Origin of the sequence: Actinomadura sp. RB99 (genome assembly GCF_014706005.1) — a bacterium.
Taxonomy (GTDB): domain Bacteria; phylum Actinomycetota; class Actinomycetes; order Streptosporangiales; family Streptosporangiaceae; genus Spirillospora.
Genome location: NZ_JABMCA010000038.1, coordinates 42,399 through 63,382, shown reverse-complemented (window position 1 = coordinate 63,382; position 20,984 = coordinate 42,399). Strand labels below are relative to the sequence as shown.

At 72.5% G+C, this 20,984-nt stretch carries 21 protein-coding genes; 20 read left to right on the top strand and 1 reads right to left on the bottom strand.

The window, feature by feature from the left end; translation table 11 throughout:
• Nucleotides 1-16 precede the first annotated feature (16 nt).
• The 12 genes from amrb99_RS53355 (at nucleotide 17) to amrb99_RS29225 (ending at nucleotide 13,955) form a co-directional block, all read left to right on the top strand.
• Complete coding sequence (locus amrb99_RS53355; protein ID WP_190862050.1) at nucleotides 17-712, top strand: DALR anticodon-binding domain-containing protein; 696 nt, start codon at nucleotides 17-19, stop codon at nucleotides 710-712.
• The gene (gene lysA, locus amrb99_RS29275) at nucleotides 709-2,106 is read left to right on the top strand and encodes a diaminopimelate decarboxylase (protein WP_190862048.1); all 1,398 of its coding nucleotides are present in this window, start codon (nucleotides 709-711) and stop codon (nucleotides 2,104-2,106) included. Before amrb99_RS53355 ends, lysA begins: the two co-directional genes overlap by 4 nt.
• Nucleotides 2,103-3,437 (top strand): homoserine dehydrogenase, encoded by a 1,335-nt coding sequence (locus amrb99_RS29270; RefSeq protein ID WP_190862046.1) that lies wholly within the window; start codon nucleotides 2,103-2,105, stop codon nucleotides 3,435-3,437. Before lysA ends, amrb99_RS29270 begins: the two co-directional genes overlap by 4 nt.
• Before the next feature lie 53 nt (nucleotides 3,438-3,490).
• Nucleotides 3,491-4,558, top strand: coding sequence for a threonine synthase (gene thrC, locus amrb99_RS29265; protein WP_190862044.1), 1,068 nt, complete (start codon nucleotides 3,491-3,493; stop codon nucleotides 4,556-4,558).
• Entirely contained in the window at nucleotides 4,558-5,511 is a 954-nt protein-coding gene (gene thrB, locus amrb99_RS29260) for a homoserine kinase (protein WP_190862042.1), read from the top strand. Before thrC ends, thrB begins: the two co-directional genes overlap by 1 nt.
• A gap of 467 nt (nucleotides 5,512-5,978) precedes the next feature.
• Nucleotides 5,979-8,102, top strand: coding sequence for a transcription termination factor Rho (rho, locus tag amrb99_RS29255; RefSeq protein ID WP_190862040.1), 2,124 nt, complete (start codon nucleotides 5,979-5,981; stop codon nucleotides 8,100-8,102).
• Between the two features lie 214 nt (nucleotides 8,103-8,316).
• A complete protein-coding gene (locus tag amrb99_RS29250) occupies nucleotides 8,317-9,702 on the top strand; it encodes a sensor histidine kinase (protein ID WP_347256914.1) in 1,386 nt (461 codons plus the stop codon).
• Nucleotides 9,703-9,763: 61 nt separating this feature from the next.
• The gene (locus amrb99_RS29245; RefSeq protein ID WP_190862038.1) at nucleotides 9,764-10,417 is read left to right on the top strand and encodes a response regulator transcription factor; all 654 of its coding nucleotides are present in this window, start codon (nucleotides 9,764-9,766) and stop codon (nucleotides 10,415-10,417) included.
• A gap of 210 nt (nucleotides 10,418-10,627) precedes the next feature.
• On the top strand, nucleotides 10,628-10,846 hold the full coding sequence (rpmE, locus tag amrb99_RS29240) for a 50S ribosomal protein L31 (RefSeq protein WP_151544542.1): 219 nt from the start codon (nucleotides 10,628-10,630) through the stop codon (nucleotides 10,844-10,846).
• Nucleotides 10,847-10,979: 133 nt separating this feature from the next.
• On the top strand, nucleotides 10,980-12,044 hold the full coding sequence (gene prfA, locus amrb99_RS29235; protein ID WP_190862036.1) for a peptide chain release factor 1: 1,065 nt from the start codon (nucleotides 10,980-10,982) through the stop codon (nucleotides 12,042-12,044).
• 60 nt (nucleotides 12,045-12,104) lie between these two features.
• Nucleotides 12,105-12,965, top strand: coding sequence for a peptide chain release factor N(5)-glutamine methyltransferase (prmC, locus tag amrb99_RS29230; protein ID WP_190862033.1), 861 nt, complete (start codon nucleotides 12,105-12,107; stop codon nucleotides 12,963-12,965).
• 87 nt (nucleotides 12,966-13,052) lie between these two features.
• Nucleotides 13,053-13,955, top strand: a complete 903-nt coding sequence (locus tag amrb99_RS29225; protein WP_190862031.1) for an L-threonylcarbamoyladenylate synthase — start codon at nucleotides 13,053-13,055, stop codon at nucleotides 13,953-13,955.
• Between the two features lie 259 nt (nucleotides 13,956-14,214).
• On the opposite strand, the gene amrb99_RS29220 is transcribed toward amrb99_RS29225, so the two are convergent.
• Nucleotides 14,215-14,646: a hypothetical protein gene (locus tag amrb99_RS29220; protein ID WP_190862030.1), complete on the bottom strand. Its 432-nt coding sequence runs from the start codon at nucleotides 14,644-14,646 to the stop codon at nucleotides 14,215-14,217.
• A gap of 340 nt (nucleotides 14,647-14,986) precedes the next feature.
• Between amrb99_RS29220 and amrb99_RS29215 the strand changes: the two genes are divergently transcribed.
• From amrb99_RS29215 to amrb99_RS29180, 8 genes are all read left to right on the top strand, one after another.
• On the top strand, nucleotides 14,987-15,973 hold the full coding sequence (locus amrb99_RS29215) for a DUF2207 domain-containing protein (protein WP_190862027.1): 987 nt from the start codon (nucleotides 14,987-14,989) through the stop codon (nucleotides 15,971-15,973).
• A gap of 162 nt (nucleotides 15,974-16,135) precedes the next feature.
• Nucleotides 16,136-17,305, top strand: coding sequence for an MraY family glycosyltransferase (locus amrb99_RS29210; protein WP_190862025.1), 1,170 nt, complete (start codon nucleotides 16,136-16,138; stop codon nucleotides 17,303-17,305).
• Nucleotides 17,306-17,616: 311 nt separating this feature from the next.
• The gene (locus amrb99_RS29205) at nucleotides 17,617-18,033 is read left to right on the top strand and encodes a hypothetical protein (protein ID WP_190862023.1); all 417 of its coding nucleotides are present in this window, start codon (nucleotides 17,617-17,619) and stop codon (nucleotides 18,031-18,033) included.
• A gap of 78 nt (nucleotides 18,034-18,111) precedes the next feature.
• Nucleotides 18,112-18,336 carry a hypothetical protein gene (locus tag amrb99_RS29200; protein WP_190862021.1) on the top strand — a complete coding sequence of 75 codons (225 nt, stop codon included), beginning with the start codon at nucleotides 18,112-18,114 and terminating at the stop codon, nucleotides 18,334-18,336.
• Nucleotides 18,337-18,397: 61 nt separating this feature from the next.
• A complete protein-coding gene (atpB, locus tag amrb99_RS29195; RefSeq protein WP_190862019.1) occupies nucleotides 18,398-19,192 on the top strand; it encodes a F0F1 ATP synthase subunit A in 795 nt (264 codons plus the stop codon).
• 105 nt (nucleotides 19,193-19,297) lie between these two features.
• On the top strand, nucleotides 19,298-19,531 hold the full coding sequence (atpE, locus tag amrb99_RS29190; protein ID WP_173099009.1) for an ATP synthase F0 subunit C: 234 nt from the start codon (nucleotides 19,298-19,300) through the stop codon (nucleotides 19,529-19,531).
• Nucleotides 19,532-19,562: 31 nt separating this feature from the next.
• Nucleotides 19,563-20,120: a F0F1 ATP synthase subunit B gene (locus amrb99_RS29185; RefSeq protein WP_190862017.1), complete on the top strand. Its 558-nt coding sequence runs from the start codon at nucleotides 19,563-19,565 to the stop codon at nucleotides 20,118-20,120.
• Nucleotides 20,117-20,944, top strand: coding sequence for a F0F1 ATP synthase subunit delta (locus amrb99_RS29180; protein ID WP_190862015.1), 828 nt, complete (start codon nucleotides 20,117-20,119; stop codon nucleotides 20,942-20,944). The genes amrb99_RS29185 and amrb99_RS29180 overlap by 4 nt, the downstream gene beginning before the upstream one ends.
• Nucleotides 20,945-20,984 lie beyond the last annotated feature (40 nt).

The window sequence follows — 20,984 nt, the reverse complement described above, 5'->3', positions numbered from 1 at the left end:
GGATAGTCTCACCAGAGTGACTCCGGCCGAGGTGAGCGATGCCCTGGTGGCGGCGGCGCGCGATGCCGTCGCCGCGGGCGGGCTGGACGTCGCGGTGCCCGACGAGGTGCTCGTCCTCGCCTGCGGCGCCGGGGTCTTCGAGAGTCCCGTGGCGCTGGTGCTGGGGATAGGGCCCGAGGCGATCGCGGCGCGGGTCGGGGGGACCGTCAGCGGGCGCGGGTTCGTGCGGGTCGAGGTTCCGGCGGCGGACGTGGTGGAGGGGATCCTGCGGGATCCCGGTTACGGCTTGGCCCGCGTCCCCCGGTTCGGGTGGGACGATCGGCCGCGGACGTTCGAGAACCCCGGGTTCTCGGTCCGGTACGCGTACGCGCGGGCCTGCTGGGTCGGGCGTTGGGCCCAGGAGCTCGGGGTCGGCGAAGGCGCCCTGGTGGAGCCCGCGGACGCGGAGACGCGGCTGGTGGGGGCCCTCGCGGAGGTGCCGGGACGGGCCGCGCAGGCCGAACGGGAAGGCGACGCCAGGCCGCTGGCGTTCTGCTTGGAGAGGGTCGCCGGGGCGTACCACGACGTCCATGAGCGGTGCCCGGCCGTGCCCCTGGGGGGCGAGAAACCCGGGGCGGTGCACGCGGGGCGCGCCGGACTGGCGCGGGCCGCGCGCGTCGCCCTCGGCAACGGCCTGAAGATGATCGGTGAGACCCCTAGAGAGCGGATATGAGTCGAGTTCACCCTGCCGGGCCCCGGCACGCGGACGTCCTGCCCGAAGACCACCCGGCGGGGCCGGCGGACGACCTGAACGCCCTGGACGCGCACGTGTGGCCGCGCGGCGCGGCCCGTGCGGACGGCGTGCTGACGATCGGCGGCGTCGATGTGCGGGACCTGGCGAAGGAGTACGGGACGCCCCTGTACGTCTATGACGAGGAGGACGTGCGGTCCCGGGCGAGGGAGTACGCGGCGGCGTTCCACGATGGTGACGTGCATTACGCGGGCAAGGCGTTCCTGTGCACGGCGGTGGCGCGGTGGCTGCACGAGGAGGGTCTCGGGCTGGACGTGTGCAGCGGCGGCGAGCTGGCCGTGGCGCTGGCGGCGGGCTTCCCGACGGAGCGGATCACGCTGCACGGCAGCAACAAGGCGTCCTGGGAGCTGGACAAGGCCCTGGAGGTCGGGGTCGGGCGGATCGTGGTCGACTCGTTCGAGGAGATCGCGCGGCTCGGGTACCTGGCGCAGGAGCGGGGCGTCCGGCCGAAGGTGATGGTGCGGGTCACGACGGGTGTCGAGGCGCACACCCACGAGTTCATCGCGACCGCCCACGACGACCAGAAGTTCGGCTTCTCCCGCAGCTCCGGGGCGGCGCTGGAGGCGGTCCGGCGGGTGCTGGCGCTCAGGCAGCTGGAGCTGGTGGGGCTGCACAGCCACATCGGGTCGCAGATCTTCGACGTGGACGGGTTCGAGGTCGCGGCGCACCGGCTGGCGGAGCTGCTGGTGGCGATCCGCGACGAGCACGGGATCGAGCTGCCGGAGCTGGACCTCGGCGGCGGCTACGGGATCGCGTACGTGCCGGGGGAGGAGCCGCACGACCCGAAGTCGATGGCGGACGGCCTCCGGGAGATCGTGGCGCACGAGTGCCGGGCGTACGGGCTGGCGATGCCGCGGCTGACGGTGGAGCCGGGCCGGGCGATCATCGGCCCGGGCGGCGTGACGCTGTACGAGGTCGGCACGGTGAAGGACGTCGAGGGGCTGCGGACGTACGTGTCGGTGGACGGCGGGATGAGCGACAACCTGCGGACCGCCCTGTACGGCGCCGAGTACACCGGCGCGCTCGCCAGCCGGTCGTCCGAGGCGTCCCCCATGCTCAGTAGGCTTGTCGGCAAGCACTGCGAAAGCGGGGACATCGTCGTGCGGGACCTCTGGTTCCCCGAAGATATTGCGGCGGGGGACCTGGTGGCGGTGGCCGCGACCGGTGCGTACTGTCGATCGATGGCCAGTAACTACAACCACGTCCCGAAGCCCGCCGTGGTGGCGGTGAAGGACGGCAGGTCGCGCGTGATCGTCCGCCGGGAGACCGCCGAGGACCTGCTGCGGCTGGATGCGGATGCGGAGGTCGGAGCGTGAAACCCGAACGTGGCCCGCTGCGGGTCGCGCTGCTGGGATGCGGCGTCGTCGGCAGCGAGGTCGTCCGGCTGCTGCGCGAGCAGGCCGACGATCTCGCGGCGCGGGTGGGGACGCCGCTGGAGCTGGCCGGGGTCGCGGTGCGGCGGCCCGAGCGGGTCCGCGCGGGCGTCGACCCGGAGCTGGTCACGACGGACGCGCAGGCGCTGGTCACGCGGGACGACGTGGACATCGTCGTCGAGGTGATCGGCGGGATCGAGCCGGCCCGGACGCTGATCCTGGAGGCGATGAAGACCGGCAAGTCGGTCGTCACCGCGAACAAGGCGCTGCTGGCCGAGGACGGGGCGACGCTGTTCGCCGCGGCCCGCGAGTACGGCGCCGACCTGTACTACGAGGCGTCGGTGGCGGGCGCGATCCCGCTGCTGCGGCCGCTGCGGGAGTCGCTGGTCGGCGACCACGTGCACCGGGTGCTCGGCATCGTCAACGGCACGACGAACTACATCCTCGACCAGATGGACTCCGCCGGGGCCGGGTTCCACGAGGCGCTGGAGGAGGCGCAGTCGCTCGGGTACGCGGAGGCGGACCCGACGGCGGACGTGGAGGGCTTCGACGCGGCGGCGAAGGCGGCGATCCTCGCGCAGCTCGCGTTCCACACCCCCGTGACGGCGGCGGACGTGCACCGCGAGGGCATCACCGAGGTGTCCGCGGCGGACGTGGCGGGCGCCAAGGGCATGGACTGCGTGGTGAAGCTCCTCGCGATCTGCGAGCGCGTCCCCTCGGACGTCGCCGCGCGGGACGGCCGGGACGGCCGGAACGGGCGCGGGGTGTCGGTGCGGGTGTACCCGGCGATGATCCCGCGGACGCATCCGCTCGCGAGCGTCCGCGAGGCCTACAACGCGGTGTTCGTCGAGGCGGAGTCGGCGGGGTCGCTGATGTTCTACGGCGCGGGCGCGGGCGGCGCCCCGACGGCGTCGGCGGTGCTCGGCGACCTGGTCGCGGTGGCGCGCAACGTCGTCGGCGGCACGCCGGGCCCGGTCGAGGTGACGTACGCGAAGCTCCCGGTGCTGCCGATGGGCGAGACCGTCACCCGCTACTACATCCACCTGGACGTGACGGACGAGGCGGGCGTGCTCGCCACCGTCGCGGAGGAGTTCGCCCGGCACGAGGTGTCGATCCAGGCCGTCCGGCAGGTGGGGCTGGGCGAGGAGGCGCAGCTCGTGGTGGTGACGCACCGGGCGCCGGACGCGGCCCTGTCGGCGGTCGTCGAGGGGCTGCGCGGGCTGGACAGCGTCCGCGAGGTCGCCAGCGTCATGCGCGTCGAGGGCGAGGAGTGAGATCCCGGTAGAATCCGGGTCCACATTCGCAGGTCAGCCAAGGAGACACTGACGTGAACGGGAACGCCCGCGTGTGGCGCGGCCTCATCGAGGAATACCGCGACCGGCTTCCGGTGACGGACGCGACGCCCGTGGTGACGCTGCTGGAGGGCGGCACGCCGCTGGTGCCGGCCGTCCGGCTCTCCCAGCTGACCGGCTGCGAGGTGCACCTGAAGGTCGAGGGCCTCAACCCGACCGGTTCGTTCAAGGACCGCGGGATGACGATGGCGATCAGCAAGGCGGCCGAGGACGGCGCCAAGGCGGTCATCTGCGCCTCGACCGGCAACACCTCGGCGTCGGCCGCCGCGTACGCGGTGCGGGCCGGGATGACGTGCGCGGTGCTCGTCCCCAACGGCAAGATCGCGATGGGGAAGCTGGCGCAGGCGCTGGTGCACGGCGCGCGGCTGCTGCAGGTGGACGGCAACTTCGACGACTGCCTGGAGCTGGCCCGCAAGCTGTCCGTCGACTATCCGGTGGCGCTGGTCAACTCGGTCAACAAGTACCGGCTGCAGGGCCAGAAGACCGCCGCGTTCGAGATCGTGGACGCGCTCGGCGACGCGCCGGACGTGCACTGCCTGCCCGTCGGCAACGCCGGCAACATCTCGGCGTACTGGATGGGCTACAAGGAGTACGCCGCCGACGGCGTCGCCACGCGGACGCCCCGCATGCTGGGCTTCCAGGCCAGCGGCGCGGCCCCGTTCGTCAAGGGCGAGCCGGTGCTGAAGCCGCAGACGATCGCGACCGCGATCCGGATCGGCAACCCCGCGTCCTGGCACCTCGCGATCGCGGCGCGCGACGAGTCGGGGGGCGCGATCGACTCGGTCACCGACCGGCAGATCCTCGCCGCCTACCGGCTGCTCGCCCGGGAGGAGGGCGTGTTCGTGGAGCCGGCGTCCGCGGCGAGCGTCGCGGGCCTGCTCCAGGCCGCCGAGCAGGGCGTGGTGAAGCCCGGGACGCGGGTGGTCTGCACGGTGACCGGCAACGGCCTGAAGGACCCCGACTGGGCGATCTCCGGCGCGCCGGCGCCGACCGTCGTCCGCGTCGACGCCCACGAGGCGGCCTCCGCGCTCGGCCTCACCTGATGGGGGCGCCGGAGCGGTCCGTCCTGGTGCGGACGCCGGCGACGAGCGCCAACCTGGGGCCGGGCTTCGACTCGCTCGGCCTCGCGCTGGCGCTGTACGACGACGTCGAGGTGGCGCTGGCCGGAGACGGGGTGTCCATCGAGGTGGACGGCGAGGGCGCCGAGGTCGCCGACCGCGGCGAGCGGCACCTGATCGTGAAGGTGCTGCGCCGGACCTTCGACGTGCTGGACGACCTCGCCGCGGCCGGACCCGGCCAACCGGCCGGCCAGCCGAAGGGCATCCGTCTGCGGTGCCGCAACCGCATCCCGCACAGCCGGGGGCTCGGCTCGTCGTCGGCCGCCATCGTCGCGGGGATCGTCGCGGCGCGCGCGCTGCACCCGCACGGCGACCTCATGGACGACGACGCCGCGCTGCGCCTCGCGACCGACATCGAGGGGCATCCCGACAACGTCGCGCCGTGCCTCGCGGGCGGCCTCACCATCGCCTGGACGACCCCGGACGGCGCGCGCCTCGTCCGGCTGGAACCGCAGGTCAGGCAGGTGGTGGCGTTCGTTCCCGAGCAGCGCCTGGCGACCGAGCGGGCGCGCGGGCTGCTGCCCGAGACCGTCCCGCACGCCGACGCCGCCGCCAACGCCGGACGCGCCGCGCTGCTCGTCGCCGCGCTGCGCGACGGCCTCGGCGACGCGGTGCTGCTGGACGCGACGGAGGACCGGCTGCACCAGAATTACCGCGCCCCCGCGATGCCGGAGTCCGCGGAACTCGTCGAACGGCTGCGTTCCGCCGGAGTGCCCGCGGTGATTTCGGGGGCAGGACCGACTGTCCTGGCCTTCACAAACGCATCACGAGTTGATTCGATGGCTGCGCGAGTGGGTAATGGGTGGCACGAACACCCGTTGGACGTCGCGACCCGCGGCGCATGCGTCGTGCCCGGTGAACCCGGCCGCCGGAGCTGACGCGGCGCCGGGGCGGGCCGGGTGCGGTCCGGGCCGTCGCGGCGCTCCGGCCGGTGCGGGTCCCCGCAAGATCCACCTAGGTAAAATGCGAAGACATCGACCTCTGGGGAATAGCAGTGTGCCCTGGTGATGTTAGGCTGATTGCCGCACCAGATGCCCCGTTCGGGGCAGCGTGCTCGTCAGCCGCGCGTCGCCTGTCCGGCCCTCCGGCCGTGTCGGTCCCGCGTACCAGGCTCCCCGACACCGTGACATTCCGTTGTCAGGCATTCCAGCGAAACTTCGGACGTGGCGGTAGCGGGGACACGTGCGAGCGAACCGTCCCGTCCATCATCTGGCTGTGCCCAGAAAATCGCCGATCCCGGCCCCATCGTGATCAGCGGAGCCCGACTCGGCGCCCCCGCCGGGCCGTATTACCGGGTTGACTGGCCGAACGCCGGCCGACGCCCGCTCCCTGGGAAGGACCCTTAGTGAGCGAATCCAGCGAACTCCTTACGGACGCATCCAGCACGGCACCCGCGGCCGACGCCGCGCAGAACGGCGCGGAGCCCACCGCCCCCCGGCGCCGCCGGAGCGGCACGGGCCTGTCCGCCATGGTGCTGCCCGAGCTCAAGGCTCTCGCGTCCAGCCTCGGCATCACCGGTGTGACCGGGATGCGCAAGAGCCAGCTCATCGCGGCCATCCAGGAGAAGCAGGGCGGCCAGGGGCAGGGCTCGGCGGGCGAGCAGGGAGCCGCTGCCAAGGCCGCCGCCGGGGCCGGCGAGGCCGCCGCGGGCAAGGGCGCGCAGGACGCCGGCAAGGCCGAGACGGCCAAGGCCGAGCGCCCGCGCCGCACCCGCGCCGCGGCGAAGCGCGAGACGGCCGAGCAGGTCGCGATCCCCGAGGCCGCGGCCGAGCAGCCCGCCGCCGACCGGCAGGCCGACAAGCAGGAAGGCCGGCCCGAGAAGGCCGAGCGGCAGGGCGGCCGGCAGAGCGCGCGCGCGGCGGACAAGCAGGACCGGGGGGCGTCCGAGGGCCGGGGCGAGCGCGGCGACCGGCAGAACGACCGGCAGAACCGGGAGCCCGCCGCGGCCCAGGGCGGCGGCTCCGAGGACGGCGAGGCCCAGGGCGGCCGCGAGTCCGGCCGCGACGGCGGCCGCGAGGGCCGGGACGGGCGCGAGGGCCGCGAGAGCGGGCGGCAGCGCCAGCGCGGCGGCCGTGAGCGCGGCGAGGGCCGCGACCGCGGCGAACGTGGTGAGCGTGGCGACCGCGGTGAGCGTGGTGACCGTGGTGACCGCGGCGAGCGCGGTGACCGGAGCGACCGCGACGGCGGCGGCCGGCAGCGCGGCCAGAGCCAGGGCGGCGGCGGCCAGCACGACGACGACGAGGGCGGCCGCAGCCGGCGCGGGCGCCGGTTCCGCGAGCGCAACCGTGGCCGCGGCGGCCGCGAGCGCTACGAGGAGCCGGTGATCAGCGAGGACGACGTCCTGATCCCGGTCGCGGGCATCCTCGACATCCTCGACAACTACGCGTTCGTCCGCACCACCGGCTACCTGCCCGGCCCGAACGACGTGTACGTCTCGCTGGCGCAGGTCCGCAAGAACGGCCTCCGCAAGGGCGACGTCATCACCGGCGCCGTCCGGCAGGCCCGCGAGGGCGAGCGGCGCGAGAAGTTCAACGCGCTCGTGCGGCTCGACACCGTCAACGGGATGGAGCCGGAGCAGGCCAAGGGCCGCGTCGACTTCTCCAAGCTGACCCCGCTGTACCCGCAGGAGCGGCTGCGGCTGGAGTCCGACCCGGGCATCCTGACCACCCGGATCATCGACCTGGTCTCGCCGATCGGCAAGGGCCAGCGCGGGCTGATCGTGTCGCCGCCGAAGGCCGGCAAGACGATGGTGCTCCAGGCGATCGCCAACGCGATCACCAAGAACAACCCGGAGTGCCACCTGATGGTCGTCCTCGTGGACGAGCGTCCGGAAGAGGTCACCGACATGCAGCGGACGGTGAAGGGCGAGGTCATCCACTCGACCTTCGACCGTCCCGCCGAGGACCACACCACGGTCGCCGAGCTGGCGATCGAGCGCGCGAAGCGGCTGGTGGAGCTGGGCCACGACGTCGTCGTGCTGCTCGACTCGATCACCCGCCTCGGCCGGGCCTACAACCTGGCGGCGCCGGCGTCCGGCCGCATCCTGTCCGGTGGTGTCGACTCGACCGCGCTGTACCCGCCCAAGCGGTTCTTCGGCGCGGCCCGCAACATCGAGAACGGCGGCTCGCTGACGATCCTCGCCACCGCGCTGGTCGAGACCGGCTCCCGGATGGACGAGGTCATCTTCGAGGAGTTCAAGGGCACCGGCAACATGGAGCTGAAGCTCAACCGGTCGCTCGCGGACAAGCGGATCTTCCCGGCGGTGGACGTCGACCAGTCGTCCACCCGCAAGGAGGAGATCCTCATGGCGCCGGAGGAGCTGCGGGTCGTCTGGCAGCTGCGCCGGGTGCTGCACGCCCTCGACACCCAGCAGGCGCTGGAGCTCCTCATCGAGAAGATGAAGGAGACCAAGTCCAACGCCGAGTTCCTGCTGCAGGTGCAGAAGACGACGGTCTCCGACGACCGCTGATCCACGCGCCGCGACGCCCCCGCCCGGGACCCGGGCGGGGGCGTTCCGCGTCCCGGACGGTGGCGTTCCGCGTCCCGCCGCCGGACGGCGGGACCGGTGCCGGAGGCCGATGGTGGGGCTAGCCCCACCCCGATCCGGCGGGGACCTCCATGGTGGCCGGGCGCCCCGGAAGGCAGGCTTGCACCGTAGGTTGGAACGGGCGTGGAGGGACGACGTGGGCGAGCTGAGCAGGGACATCGGGGGCGCCGGGGACCCGACGGCGCGCGCCGGGAGCCCCGGTGGGGGCGCGACCCGGGCGGGCGGCCGCGCCGCGTCCGTCGTGGACGGCCCGTGGCGGCCCGCGGCGATGGCCCGGTCCGCCGTGACCTGGACGTCCGCGCTGTACCTGGCGGTGAGCCTGGCGTTCGGGCTCGGCTGGTTCGTCGTCCTGGCCGTCGGGCTGGCGCTGTCGCTGGGCACCCTGATCATCTGGGTGGGGTTCCCGCTGCTCGCGCTGCTGATGGTGGCGTGGCGGTTCGGCGCGCGGCTGGACCGCCGGCTGGTGCGGGCCGCGTTCGGCGTCACCGTCCCCGACCCGTACCGGCCGCGGCCGGAGGGCCGCAACCCGTTCGTCCGGCTGAAGTCGATGGCCGCCGACCCCGCCACCTGGAAGGACCTCGCCTACCTCGTCCTGCTGTTCCCCATCGCGCTGGTGGAGTTCATGGTGTCGGCCGTCGCGTGGGCGCTGACGGGCACGCTGCTGTTCATGCCGCTGATCGTGCTGTTCGGCGGCGGCATGGAGATCAACCTCGGGCCGGTGACGTACTGGTCCGGGAACCCGTTCGAGGCGCTGCCGGTGTCGGCGGCGGGACTGGTCGTCCTGGCGGCGGCGATGTACGTGACGCGCGGGATGGCGATCGCGCACGCGGCGTGGGCCCGGCTGATGCTCGGTCCGAGCGCGTCCCAGGCGGAGAACATGGAGCTGCGGGAGCGGACCGCGCACCTGCGGGCCAGCCGGGCGCGCGGCGTCGACGCCGCGGAGTTCGAGCGCCGCCGCATCGAGCGGGACCTGCACGACGGCGCGCAGCAGCGGCTGCTGGCCGTCGCGATGGACATCGGCCGCGCCCGCGCGAAGCTCGACGACGACCCGGAGGGCGCGCGGGCGCTGATCGAGCAGGCGCACGCCGGCACCAAGGAGGCCATCACCGAGCTGCGGGACCTCGCCCGCGGCATCTACCCGGCGATCCTCACCGACCGCGGCCTGGACCCGGCGCTGTCCGGGCTGGCCGGGCGGGCGCCGGTGCCCGTCGAGGTCTCCGTCGACCTGCCGGAGCGGCCGCCGGCCGCGGTGGAGAGCATCGCCTACTTCATCGTCGCCGAGGCGCTGGCCAACATCGCCAAGTACGCGCGGGCGACCCGCGCGTCCGTCCGGGTCGTCCGGGAGGACCGCTGGGTCGTTGTCGAGGTGACCGACAACGGGGTCGGCGGGGCGGTGGCGCGGACCGGGGGCGGGCTGGCGGGGCTGGCCGACCGGGCCGCCACCATCGACGGGATGCTCATCGTGGACAGCCCGCCCGGCGGGCCCACGATCATCCGCGCGGACCTGCCCTGCACCTGGTGACCCCCTGGTGAGCCCCGGGTGACGCGGCCCGGCGCCGCCCGCGAGGCCCGATAATGGGCGCATGCGGGTAGTGATCGCCGAGGATTCGGTGCTGTTGCGCGAAGGGCTCGTCCGGCTGCTCGCGGACGCGGCGATCGAGACGGTCGCGACGGTCGGGGACGGCCCGGGGCTGCTCGGGATCGTCGAGGAGCACGAGCCGGACCTCGCCATCGTGGACGTGCGGATGCCGCCGTCGTTCACCGACGAGGGGCTGCGCGCGGCGCTGGCCGTCCGCGAGCGCCGCCCCGGCACGCCGATCCTCGTCCTGTCGCAGTACGTGGAGGAGCGGTACGCGACGGACCTGATCGGCGGCGGCGCCGAGGGCGTCGGCTACCTGCTGAAGGAGCGGGTGTCGGACGTCGCGGAGTTCATCGACGCGGTCCGCCGGATCGCCGCCGGCGGCACCGTCATCGACCCGGAGGTGATCGGCCAGCTGCTCGGCCGGCGCCGCACCGGCGACCCGCTGGAGGCGCTGACGCCGCGCGAGCGGGAGGTGCTGGGGCTGATGGCGCAGGGACGCGCCAACGGCGCCATCGCCGAGAGCCTGGTCGTCACCGAGGGCGCGGTGGAGAAGCACATCTCCAACATCTTCGCCAAGCTCGACCTGCAGCCCGCGCAGGGCGGGCACCGCCGGGTGATGGCCGTCCTCGCCTACCTGGGCCGCGCCGACGGCTGAACCGGCCAGGTACCCGGGGTCCACCCGATCGGAGATCGGGAATGACCGGTGACCTCGGCACGTTCGGGTATCTGGCACACTTGGACTGCAACCGCTGCGGTACCGGTTCACGCCTCCCGGATCTCCCATGGCGCCGTCGCGTGGAAACGACCACGCCGGACGGCCGTGCGAGCGGGGGCGCCCGGCGACCGCCTCATGCGAGGAGAACCCATGAAGCCCGACATTCACCCGGACTACGTCGTCACGACCGTGACGTGCACGTGCGGCAACACCTTCGAGACCCGCAGCACCGCCGAGAACGGCGTGATCCACGCCGACGTGTGCTCGAACTGCCACCCGTTCTACACGGGCAAGCAGAAGATCCTCGACACCGGCGGCCGGGTGGCGCGCTTCGAGCAGCGCTTCGGCAAGAAGAAGGCCGGCAAGTAGCGCCGAGCCGCGCGGCGCGGAGCGCCGCACAGCGACCAGGGGCGGCCCGGGGACTCTCCAGGTCCCCGGGCCGTTCGGAGTCGGCATCCGGAGGCCGCCGCGGCCCCCGGGCCGGAACGGGCCAGGACACACCGTGAATCTCGACGAACTCATCAGCGAATACGCCGACATCGAGGGGCGGCTCTCCGACCCGTCCGTCCATGCCGACCAGGCCCTGGCGCGGCGGCTCGGCAAGCGGTACGCCGAGCTCCGGCCGATCGTCGAGACGCACCGGGAGCTGGCGTCCACCGAGGACGACCTGGCCGCCGCCCGCGAGCTCGCCGGCGAGGACGAGACGTTCGCGGCCGAGGCCGCGGATCTCGGCAAGCGCAAGGACGAGCTGGAGGAACGGCTGCGGCGGCTGCTCGTCCCGCGCGACCCCAACGACTCCAAGGACGTGATCCTGGAGGTCAAGGCGGGCGAGGGCGGCGAGGAGTCGGCGCTGTTCGCGGGCGACCTGCTGCGGATGTACCTCCGCTACGCCGAACGGGTCGGCTGGAAGACCGAGGTCCTCGACTCCCACCCGTCCGACCTCGGCGGCTACAAGGACGTCACGGTCGCGGTGAAGGCGAAGGGTTCCCAGGACGAGGGCGTCTGGACGCGGCTGAAGTACGAGGGCGGCGTCCACCGGGTGCAGCGGGTGCCCGCGACCGAGTCGCAGGGCCGCATCCACACCAGCGCCGTCGGCGTCCTGGTGACGCCCGAGGCGGAGGACGTCGACGTCCAGATCGACCCGAACGACCTCCGCATCGACGTGTACCGCTCGTCCGGGCCGGGCGGGCAGAGCGTCAACACCACCGACTCTGCGGTCCGCATCACGCACCTGCCGACCGGCGTCGTCGTCTCCTGCCAGAACGAGAAGAGCCAGCTGCAGAACAAGGAGCAGGCGCTGCGGATCCTGCGGTCCCGGCTGCTGGCGATGGCGCAGGAGGAGGCGGACGCGGCCGCGGCGGCCGAGCGCAAGAGCCAGGTCCGCACCGTGGACCGGTCCGAGCGGGTCCGCACCTACAACTATCCCGAGAACCGGATCTCCGACCACCGCGTGGGCTACAAGGCCTACAACCTCGACCAGGTGCTCGACGGCGACCTGCACAACGTGACGCAGGCGCTGGTCGACGCGGACATGGAACGCCGGCTGGCCGAAGCACAGAAGTCATGAGCGCAGCGAACCGGGGGGCGTGGGGGGTCGTCCCCCCTCGAGGGTCAGAGGCATGAGCGCATGAAGCTGCTGCTGGACGAGATCGCCAGGGCGACCGCGCGGCTCGCGGACGCGGGGGCCGCGTCGCCGCGCGCCGACGCCGAGGAGCTGGCCGCGGCCGTGCACGGGGTGAAGCGCTCCGAGCTGCACGCCGTGCCCGACAGCGCGTTCGACGCCCGGTTCTGGGAGTTCGTGGCGCGCCGCGAGGCCGGCGAGCCGCTCCAGCACATCACGGGCCGGGCGTTCTTCCGCTACTTGGAGCTGAAGGTCGGCCCCGGCGTGTTCGTCCCGCGCCCGGAGACCGAGGTGATGGTCGGCTGGGCGCTGGAGACGCTCCGCGACATGGACGTCCGCGACCCCCTGGTCGTCGACCTCGGGACGGGATCGGCCGCGATCGCCCTGTCGATCGCCCTGGAGGCGCCCCGCGCACGCGTGCACGCCGTTGAGAAGGACCCCAAGGCGTTCGTGCACGCGACCCGCAACATCGAGGAACTCGACGAGCGCGGCCGCGTCCGCCTGCACCTCGACGACTTCGCCGCCGCCCTCCCGGAGCTGGACGGCACCGTCGACCTCGTCGTCAGCAACCCGCCGTACATCCCGATGAGCGAGTGGGAGTACGTGCCCCCCGACGTCCGCGACCACGACCCGGCGGACGCGCTGTGGGGCGGCGGCGACGACGGCCTGGACGCGATCCGCGTCGTCGAGCGCACCGCCCGCCGGCTGCTGCGCCCCGGCGGCTACGTCGCGGTCGAGCACAGCGACCTGCAGGGCAACGGCGTGTACTGGATCTTCGCGGAGGAGAACGGCTGGCGGGACGTCCGCAACCGCCGCGACCTCACCAACCGGGACCGGTTCGTCACCGCCCGCCTCGCCGCCGACTAGCCGCATGCGGCGCGGGCACGCCGCGCGGCGCGGCTATCCTGGGGCGTGCCAGAGGACGAGCGCCGCGAGATGGGAAGACGGGCGACCGTGAGCCGACGTTATGACTGCTCCGAGCCGATGGAGCGCACCCGTGGAATCGCCGAGGCCGTCTCGGCCGTGCGGCGCGGCGAGCTGGTCGTCCTGCCGACCGACACGGTGTACGGGGTCGGCGCCGACGCGTTCACGCCCGCCGCCGTGCAGGCGCTGCTGGACGCCAAGGGCCGCGGCCGCGACATGCCGCCGCCCGTGCTGGTCGGCTCCGTCCGGGCCGCGACCGCGCTGGTCGAGGATCTCGGCACCTACGGCCAGGACCTCATCGACGAGTTCTGGCCGGGCGCGCTGACGCTGGTGTTCCGCGCGAACCAGAACCTCATGTGGGACCTCGGCGAGACCAAGGGCACCGTCGCCGTGCGGATGCCGATGCACGAGCTGGCCGTGGAGGTGCTCAAGGAGACCGGGCCGCTCGCCGTCAGCAGCGCGAACCTGTCGGGCGAGCCCGCCGCGCGCACCGCCGAGGAGGCGGAGAAGATGCTCGGCGACTCGGTCCAGGTGTACCTGGACGGGGGCCGGTCGGGGCATGCCGACCCGTCCACGATCGTGGACCTGACGGGGTCGGTGCCGCGCCTCCTGCGGGTCGGCGCCATCCCCGAGGACAAGATCCGTTCCGTGGTCGGCGTGCTGCTCACGGAGGAGGACGAGGCTCCCGAGCCCGCGGAGCTCACAGCGGCCCCCTCCGCCGCCGTGGAGTCGAAGCCCTCCCTCACCAAGCAGCCCGCGGCCGAAGCGCCCCAGGCGCCCGCTGAGCCCGCCTCCGCCCCCGCTGAGCCCGCCCCCGCCCCCGCTGAGCCCGCCCCCGCGGAATCCGCGGCGGCCGACGTCCCGCCGGAGGCGCCCGACGCCCCCGAGTCGGCGGCGACCACGGAGACCCCCGCGAAGCCCAAGGACGAGTAACCCAGAACAAGCAGAAACGGCCGGGCAGGGAATCACCTGCCCGGCCGTTCCATGTCCGGCCACCGCCGACGGTCACGTCCCCGTCCGTGACCTCAGCCGGCGCCGACCTCAGCGTTGCGATCGCGTGCGAAGCCAAGTTCGAGCGTGCGAGAACTTGATCGCGCAGCGAGCCCCCAGGGCGAGTCGGAGCGATGCAGCGATCGCCGCGTTGCCCGTTGAAGGGAGGGCCCCCAGGGCCCGACCGCCGAGGGGAATGCAGTTAAAACAGCTTCTTGCCCTTGCCGTAGAGGTACTGGCCGGTCTTCTTGTTGCGGCCGCACTCCTGGACCCACAGGTGCCAGCTGTAGGAGGAGCTGGTCTTGATCTTGACGGTGGCCTTGCCGTCGTAGTTGTACTGGGTGCCGCTGGAGGTGTAGCCGACGATCTTGAAGCGGGACCAGTACTTCTTGGTGCCCTCGGTGAAGAGGAACCGGACGCAGGCGGTCCAGCCGTTCTTCTTGCTGTCCCGGAGGTATCCGGTGACGTAGGTGCTGCCGCCCTGGCGGGTGTAGGTGCCCCAGGCGCTCACGCCGCCGTAGGAGTTGTAGGGCGCCCAGCTGTGGGTGGTGGCGGCCTCGGCGGGAGCGCCGGCGAGGGCCGTGCCGGTCAGGAGTGCGCCGGCGGTCAGGGCTACGGCTGCGAATCGCCGCATTGGTCCCTCCATGCTCATGAATCACGGGTTAGCGGCGGATAACCTAGCAGTGATATCAAGATCATCTTTACGGTTTTCTTACCGTACGGCCAGGGGCGGCCGAAAAGATCGGTTCACCTGAACCAGCGCGGCCGTCCCCGCGTCCAACAGTCCGGACGCGGCACGCGCCGGGGCCGGAACCCGTCTCCCGAGGGGTTCCGGACGGGCTTCCCCGGTGCGCCACGGCGCCCGCGGACGGCCGGTCATGACGAAGATCTCATTCATCCGGCGGCACGGCCGGCGGGCGGTGCGCGGCGGGTCATGCCGACACGGCGCGCGCAACGGTGAGACCATTCGGGGAATGCGCGGCCGTGTTCGGGGGCCCGTGATCGCCGCGGGCGTGGTCCTGGTGACCGTGGTCTTCCTGCTGCCCGCGGCGGCCGCCGCGCCCGTGCCGCGCGAGAGCATCCCGACCTACGACGTGGTCCTCACGCTGGGCCGCGACGGGGTGGTGCGCGTCCGGGAGACGATCACCTACGACTTCGACCGGGGCGGCGAGCACGGGATCGTGCGCCGGGTGCCGTTCCGCCGCGCGAACCGGCTGTTCGACGTGCGGGACGTCAGCGCGGGCTCGTCGACGGGCGCCCCGGCCCGCGCCCGGACCATGCGCTGGCTGAACGACCTGCAGATCACCGTCGGGGACCGGCACCGCGAGGTCCGCGGCCGCCAGGCGTACGTGATCGAGTACGCGGTGGGGTGGGCGTTCACCCCGTACGCCGACCACGACGAGCTGGTCTGGGACGCGATCGGGACGAGCTGGGACGTGCCGATCGGGGACGCCGTCGTCCGGGTGGAGGCGCCGGTCCCGCTGCGGCACGCGACGTGCCGGGCGGGCTCGCCGGGGGCGACGACGCGCTGCCTCGGCGTCCGCGACGGGCGGTACGCGGTGGACTTCATGCAGAGCGCCCTCGCCCCGCACGAGGGGATGACGGTGCGGGTCCGGCTGCCGAAGCACGCGGTGGCCGTCCCGCCGCCGCACTACGCCCGGCCGCACTGGGCGGGGACCTGGCCGGGCTCGGCGGTGCTCGCGCTGGCGCTGGCCGCGGTGGCGCTGGCGGCGCGGAGGCCGGCGCCGCACCGCCGGGCGGGCGCGGCGCTGGCGGTGGTGGGCGCGCTGCTCGTCCTGTCGGACGCCGCGGACGACGTGCTGGACCGCGGGCCGTGGGCGTTCTCGCTGGGGGACCGCTCGCTGGCGGGCCTCGCGCTGGTGATCGCCGGGACGGCCGTGATGTGCTCCACGACGTCCGGGACGGCGCGATATGCGGCGGATGCGGCCCGGTGGGACTAGAGTTGGCCGGTCGTGACGGCGAACCGATCGTGATCGACGATCGTCTTACCCGGTCGGGAACCCCGGCGCGGTGACGGTGCGTTCAATCGGGGCATGTCGCAGGGTGATCGCGGACGGCGCGGTCGCGGACGGCGGTGATCGGCGAAGGGAGGCGCAGGGGAGTTGCGGGAGTACCTGCTGACCATCCTGGTCGCCGCGCTGGTCGCCTACCTGCTGACGCCCGCCGTCCGGCGCTTCGCCGTCTGGTTCGGCGCGCAGGCCGTCCCCCGGGACCGCGACGTGCACGTCATCCCGACGCCCCGGCTGGGCGGGCTGGCGATGTTCGGCGGGATGGTGGCGGCGCTGGTCGTCGCGTCCGGGCTGCCGGAGATGCGCAAGGTGCTGGCCGCCGGCGACATCGGGGTGGGCAAGGCGCTGCTGATGTCGGGCGGGCTGATCGTGCTGGTCGGGATCGCCGACGACCGGTGGGAGGTCGACCCGCTCACCAAGTTCGCCGGGCAGGTGGCCGCCGCCGGGATCTTCATCATGCAGGGCATCCAGATCTACTCGATCCCGCTGCCGAACGGGGAGTCGCTGTCGCTGCCGCCCGCCTACGGGGTGCCGCTGACGGTGTTCGTGGTGGTCGCGACGATCAACGCGGTGAACTTCATCGACGGCCTGGACGGGCTGGCGGCCGGGGTCGTCGGGATCGCCGCGCTCGGCCTGTTCGGCTACGCCTACCTGCTGACCAAGACCAACGGGATGACCACGCTGAGCGGGGCGACGCTCACCGCGGCGGTGCTGTTCGGGATGTGCCTGGGCTTCCTGCCGCACAACTTCAGCCCGGCGAAGATCTTCATGGGCGACACCGGCTCGATGCTGATCGGGCTGCTGCTGAGCGCGTCGACCATCCTGCTGACCGGGCAGTTCGACCCGGCGGTGCTGTCGAACGGGCTGTTCCCGCTGTACGTGCCGCTGCTGCTGGTGCCGGCGGTCGCGGCGGTCCCGTTCATGGACATGCTGCTGGCCGTGTGGCGCCGGACGAACCAGGGCAAGTCACCGTTCTCGCCGGACAAGCAGCACCTGCACCACCGGCTGCTGCAGCTCGGCCACTCCACCCGCCGGGCCGTGCTGATCATGTACTTCTGGGTCGGGCTGCTGGCGTCCGGGCTGGTCGGGCTGGCGCTGTTCGACGCCGCGTGGATCACCCTCGGGGTCACGGTCGTGGTGGCGGTCGCCGGGGTCGTGCTGATGCTGCGGCTCGGCCGGCCGCGCGGCCGGCGGCGGAACGCCGCGGCGGAGCCGGGCGACACCGGGCAGCAGCCCGCCGCCCGCCCGCAACTGCCGGTCTGACCGCCGGACGGACGGTCTACTACAGCGCGTCGAATACCATTCGGATTGAACGTGCGGAGCGGGCGGGGCGACCTCCCTCTCGCAGTGTTCACGCCTCGTGTCCGCCGCGGTCCGCGGCCCGCGGCGCGTCCCGGCCGTTCCCCGGATCGGGCGCCGTGACCTGGGTTAAGGTCCGTGGTGCGAGTGTGGCCCGCAGCCCGGAAACCACCCGGGCAGGGCGTTACCTCTAGGGTAATTGTGGACATTCCGGACGCTTGTGATACCTTTCACGAACAAGAGACGACCACTGAACGTGACCAGCCGGAGCCCTCATGCAATCTTCCGACGCCCGGATGCTCCGCGGCGCCGCGATCCCGACCGGGGCGGTCGGGGTGGGCGCCGTCCTGATCGGCCTGCTGACGGCGGGCGGCAAGGGCGCGCTGGCGGCGGCGCTGGCCACCGTCGTGGTGCTCATCTTCTTCTCCATCAGCGCGATCGCGGTCTCCTGGGCCGGGAAGATCTCCGCCCAGACGATGATGCTGGCCGCGCTGGCCAGCTACGTGGTGAAGATCTTCGCGGTGATGGTGCTGGTCACGGCGATGGACGGGGTCTCCCTCTGGAACACCACGGTGTTCGGCTGGGCGGTGATCGCCCTGGCCCTGTGCTGGATCGCCGCCGAGTTCCGCGTCGCCCTACAGCGGAGGCCCTACGTTGACGACCCCGAAAGCGCCCTGGACCGGAGTCCGTGATGATCCCGCCTCGCACGGTCCGGGCGGACTACTCCAATATGACCACCGCAGGCATGGCCTGCTATCGTCCGGAGCGCGATGAGCGAGCAGAAGCCCCGGCCGGAGGACGGCCAGCGGGAATTCGCCGACGTCGCCTGGTCCGTGCCCAGCTACCTCCTGTCCGGCATGACTATCTGGGGCGGGATCGGGTGGCTGCTGGCCTGGTGGAGCGGGTGGCAGTGGCTGATCCCGATCGGCCTGATCATCGGCGTGACGCTCGCCATCTACCTGGTCTACGTCAAGTACGGTCGCCACTCCGTCTGAGCGGCCCCGCCGCCGAAGAAGCCTACGTGAAACATCACCACATTGATGAAGGGAACGCCGCGTGAACGCGCTGACGGTCCTCGCCTCCTCCGGTGGAGATGAGTTCCAGGCCCCCGGGCCTGAGATCTTCGACTTTCCGCCCCTCTTCGACGGCGCGCCGAGCTGGCTGACCAAACCGGTGCTCTTCGCGGTCGTCGGCTCCCTGGTCGTCTGCGCGTTCTTCTGGGCCGCCTTCGCCAAGCCGAAGCTGGTGCCGCGGGGCGCGCAGAACCTCGGCGAGGTCGGCTACATGTTCGTCCGGGACCAGGTCGCGAGGCCGTTCCTCGGCAAGAACACCAAGCAGTGGATGCCGCTGCTGATGTCGCTGTTCTTCCTGATCTGGATCTGGAACATCATGGCCGTCTTCCCGGTCATCCAGTTCCCGATCGCCTCGCACATCGCCTACCCGGCCGTGCTCGCGGGATTCGTGTACATCCTGAAGGTCTACCTGGGCATCCGGCACCAGGGCGCGAAGTACTTCACCAACATGCTGCCGAAGGGCCTGCCCTGGCCCGTCTACATCCTGCTGGTGCCGATCGAGTACCTCTCGACCTTCATCATCGCCCCGTTCACCCACGCGGTGCGGCTCTTCGCCAACATGTTCGCGGGCCACACGATCCTCGCGTTCTTCAGCCTCGTCGGCTTCTGGTTCCTGTTCGAGAAGCCCACCGTCGCCGGGTTCGGCGTCGGCATCATCGGGGTGATCGTCACCATCCTGATGACCACCCTCGAGCTGCTGATCCAGTTCCTGCAGGCGTTCCTGTTCGCGCTGCTGGCCGCGATGTACATCCAGAGCGGTCTCGAAGCCGATCACTAGACCTCCGGGTCGGACAGTGCCCCCCGGCGCGCGCCCCGAAACCGACAACCTCGAAAAGCCCAGACCGGCGGACACTCCGCCGGCCGACAGAAAAGGAATGAACCCATGACGGGAGTCCTCGCCGCCGTGAACGGTAACGTCACCGCGATCGGTTACGGCCTCGCGGCCATCGGCCCGGGCATCGGCATCGGCATCATCTTCGGCCAGGGCGTCAACGCGATCGCCCGCCAGCCGGAGCTGACCGGCGTGATCCGCACCAACATGCTGCTGGGCTTCGTCCTCACCGAGGCGCTCGCCCTGATCGGCCTGGTCGCGCCGTTCATCTTCAAGAGCGTCTGATCAGGAGCCGGACCCGAGGAGGGCTGCACACATGATCACGTCAGCGTCCGTGCTGGCCGCGGAGCAGAACAACCCTCTGATGCCGCACCCGTACGAACTGGTCGTCGGGATCTTCTCCTTCGTCGTCGTCCTGGTCGTCGTCGGCAAGATCCTCACCCCGCGCATCCAGAAGACGCTGGACGAGCGGACCGACGCGATCGAGGGGGGTCTCAAGCGCGCCGAGCAGGCGCAGGAGGAGGCCCGCCAGACGCTGGAGCAGTACAAGGCCCAGCAGAAGGACGCCGCGATCGAGGCGTCGAAGCTGCGCAAGAAGGCCGAGGAGCAGGGCGCTCAGATCATCGCGGAGATGAAGGAGCAGGCCCAGGCCGAGGCGCGCCGCATCATCGACGCCGCCAAGGCGCAGATCGAGGCCGAGCGCCAGCAGGCGCTGTCCTCGCTGCGCGCCGAGATCGGCTCGATGTCGGTCGAGCTGGCCTCCCGCGTGGTGGGTGAGTCCCTTGAGGACAGCGCCCGCCAGAGCCGGGTGGTCGACCGGTTCCTCGAGGAGCTCGAGGAGCGCGCCCGCACGCAGGAGCAGATCACATCATGACCATCACGGGAGCGGTGAGCAGGGCGTCGCTGGCCGAGGCCAGGGAGCGGCTGGAGGCGGTCATCTCCTCCGCCGGCCCCGACCTCGACGGGCTGGGCGACGACCTGTTCGCGGTGCTGCACCTGATCGACCGCGAGCACGGCCTGCGGCGGGCGGTCTCCGACCCGGCGCGGGACGGTGCCGACAAGGCGCAGCTCGTCCGGATCCTGCTGGAGGGCAAGGTGTCGCCGGCCGCTCTCGGGCTGGTCGCCGACGTGGTCCGGATGCGCTGGTCCACCCCCTCGGAGCTGTCGGACGCGGTGGAGGCCCTCGCGGTCACCGCCGAGTCCGCCAGGGCGGAGGCGGCCGGCCGGCTCGACGACCTGGAGGACGAGCTCTTCCGCTTCTCCCGGGTCCTCGAGGGCGAGATCGAGCTGCGCGGCGCCCTCGCCGGCCCCGGCCTGCCCGCCGAGCGCAAGGCGGGCCTGGTCGAGGCGCTGCTGGACGGCAAGGTCCAGCCGGCCACGCTGACGCTGATCAGGGAACTGGTGCTGCGCCCGCGAGGACGTAGCCTGGAAGGCGGGCTGGCCGAGTACGGCCGGATCGTCGCCCAGCGGCGGCAGCGGCTGGTCGCGCTGGTCCGCACCCCGGTCGCGCTGACGGACGCGCAGCGCACCCGGCTCGCCGCGGTGCTCGCCGCCGCCTACGGCCACGAAGTACACCTGAACATCGAGCTCGACCCCACGGCGATCGGCGGCCTGTCGATTGAGATCGGGGACGAGATCATCGACGGCACGATCGCCGGACGGCTGGACGACGTCCGCCGGCGGCTCGGCACCGGCTGACGCCGGCAGAGCTGACCCCAAAGGGAGCAAGAGAGGAATC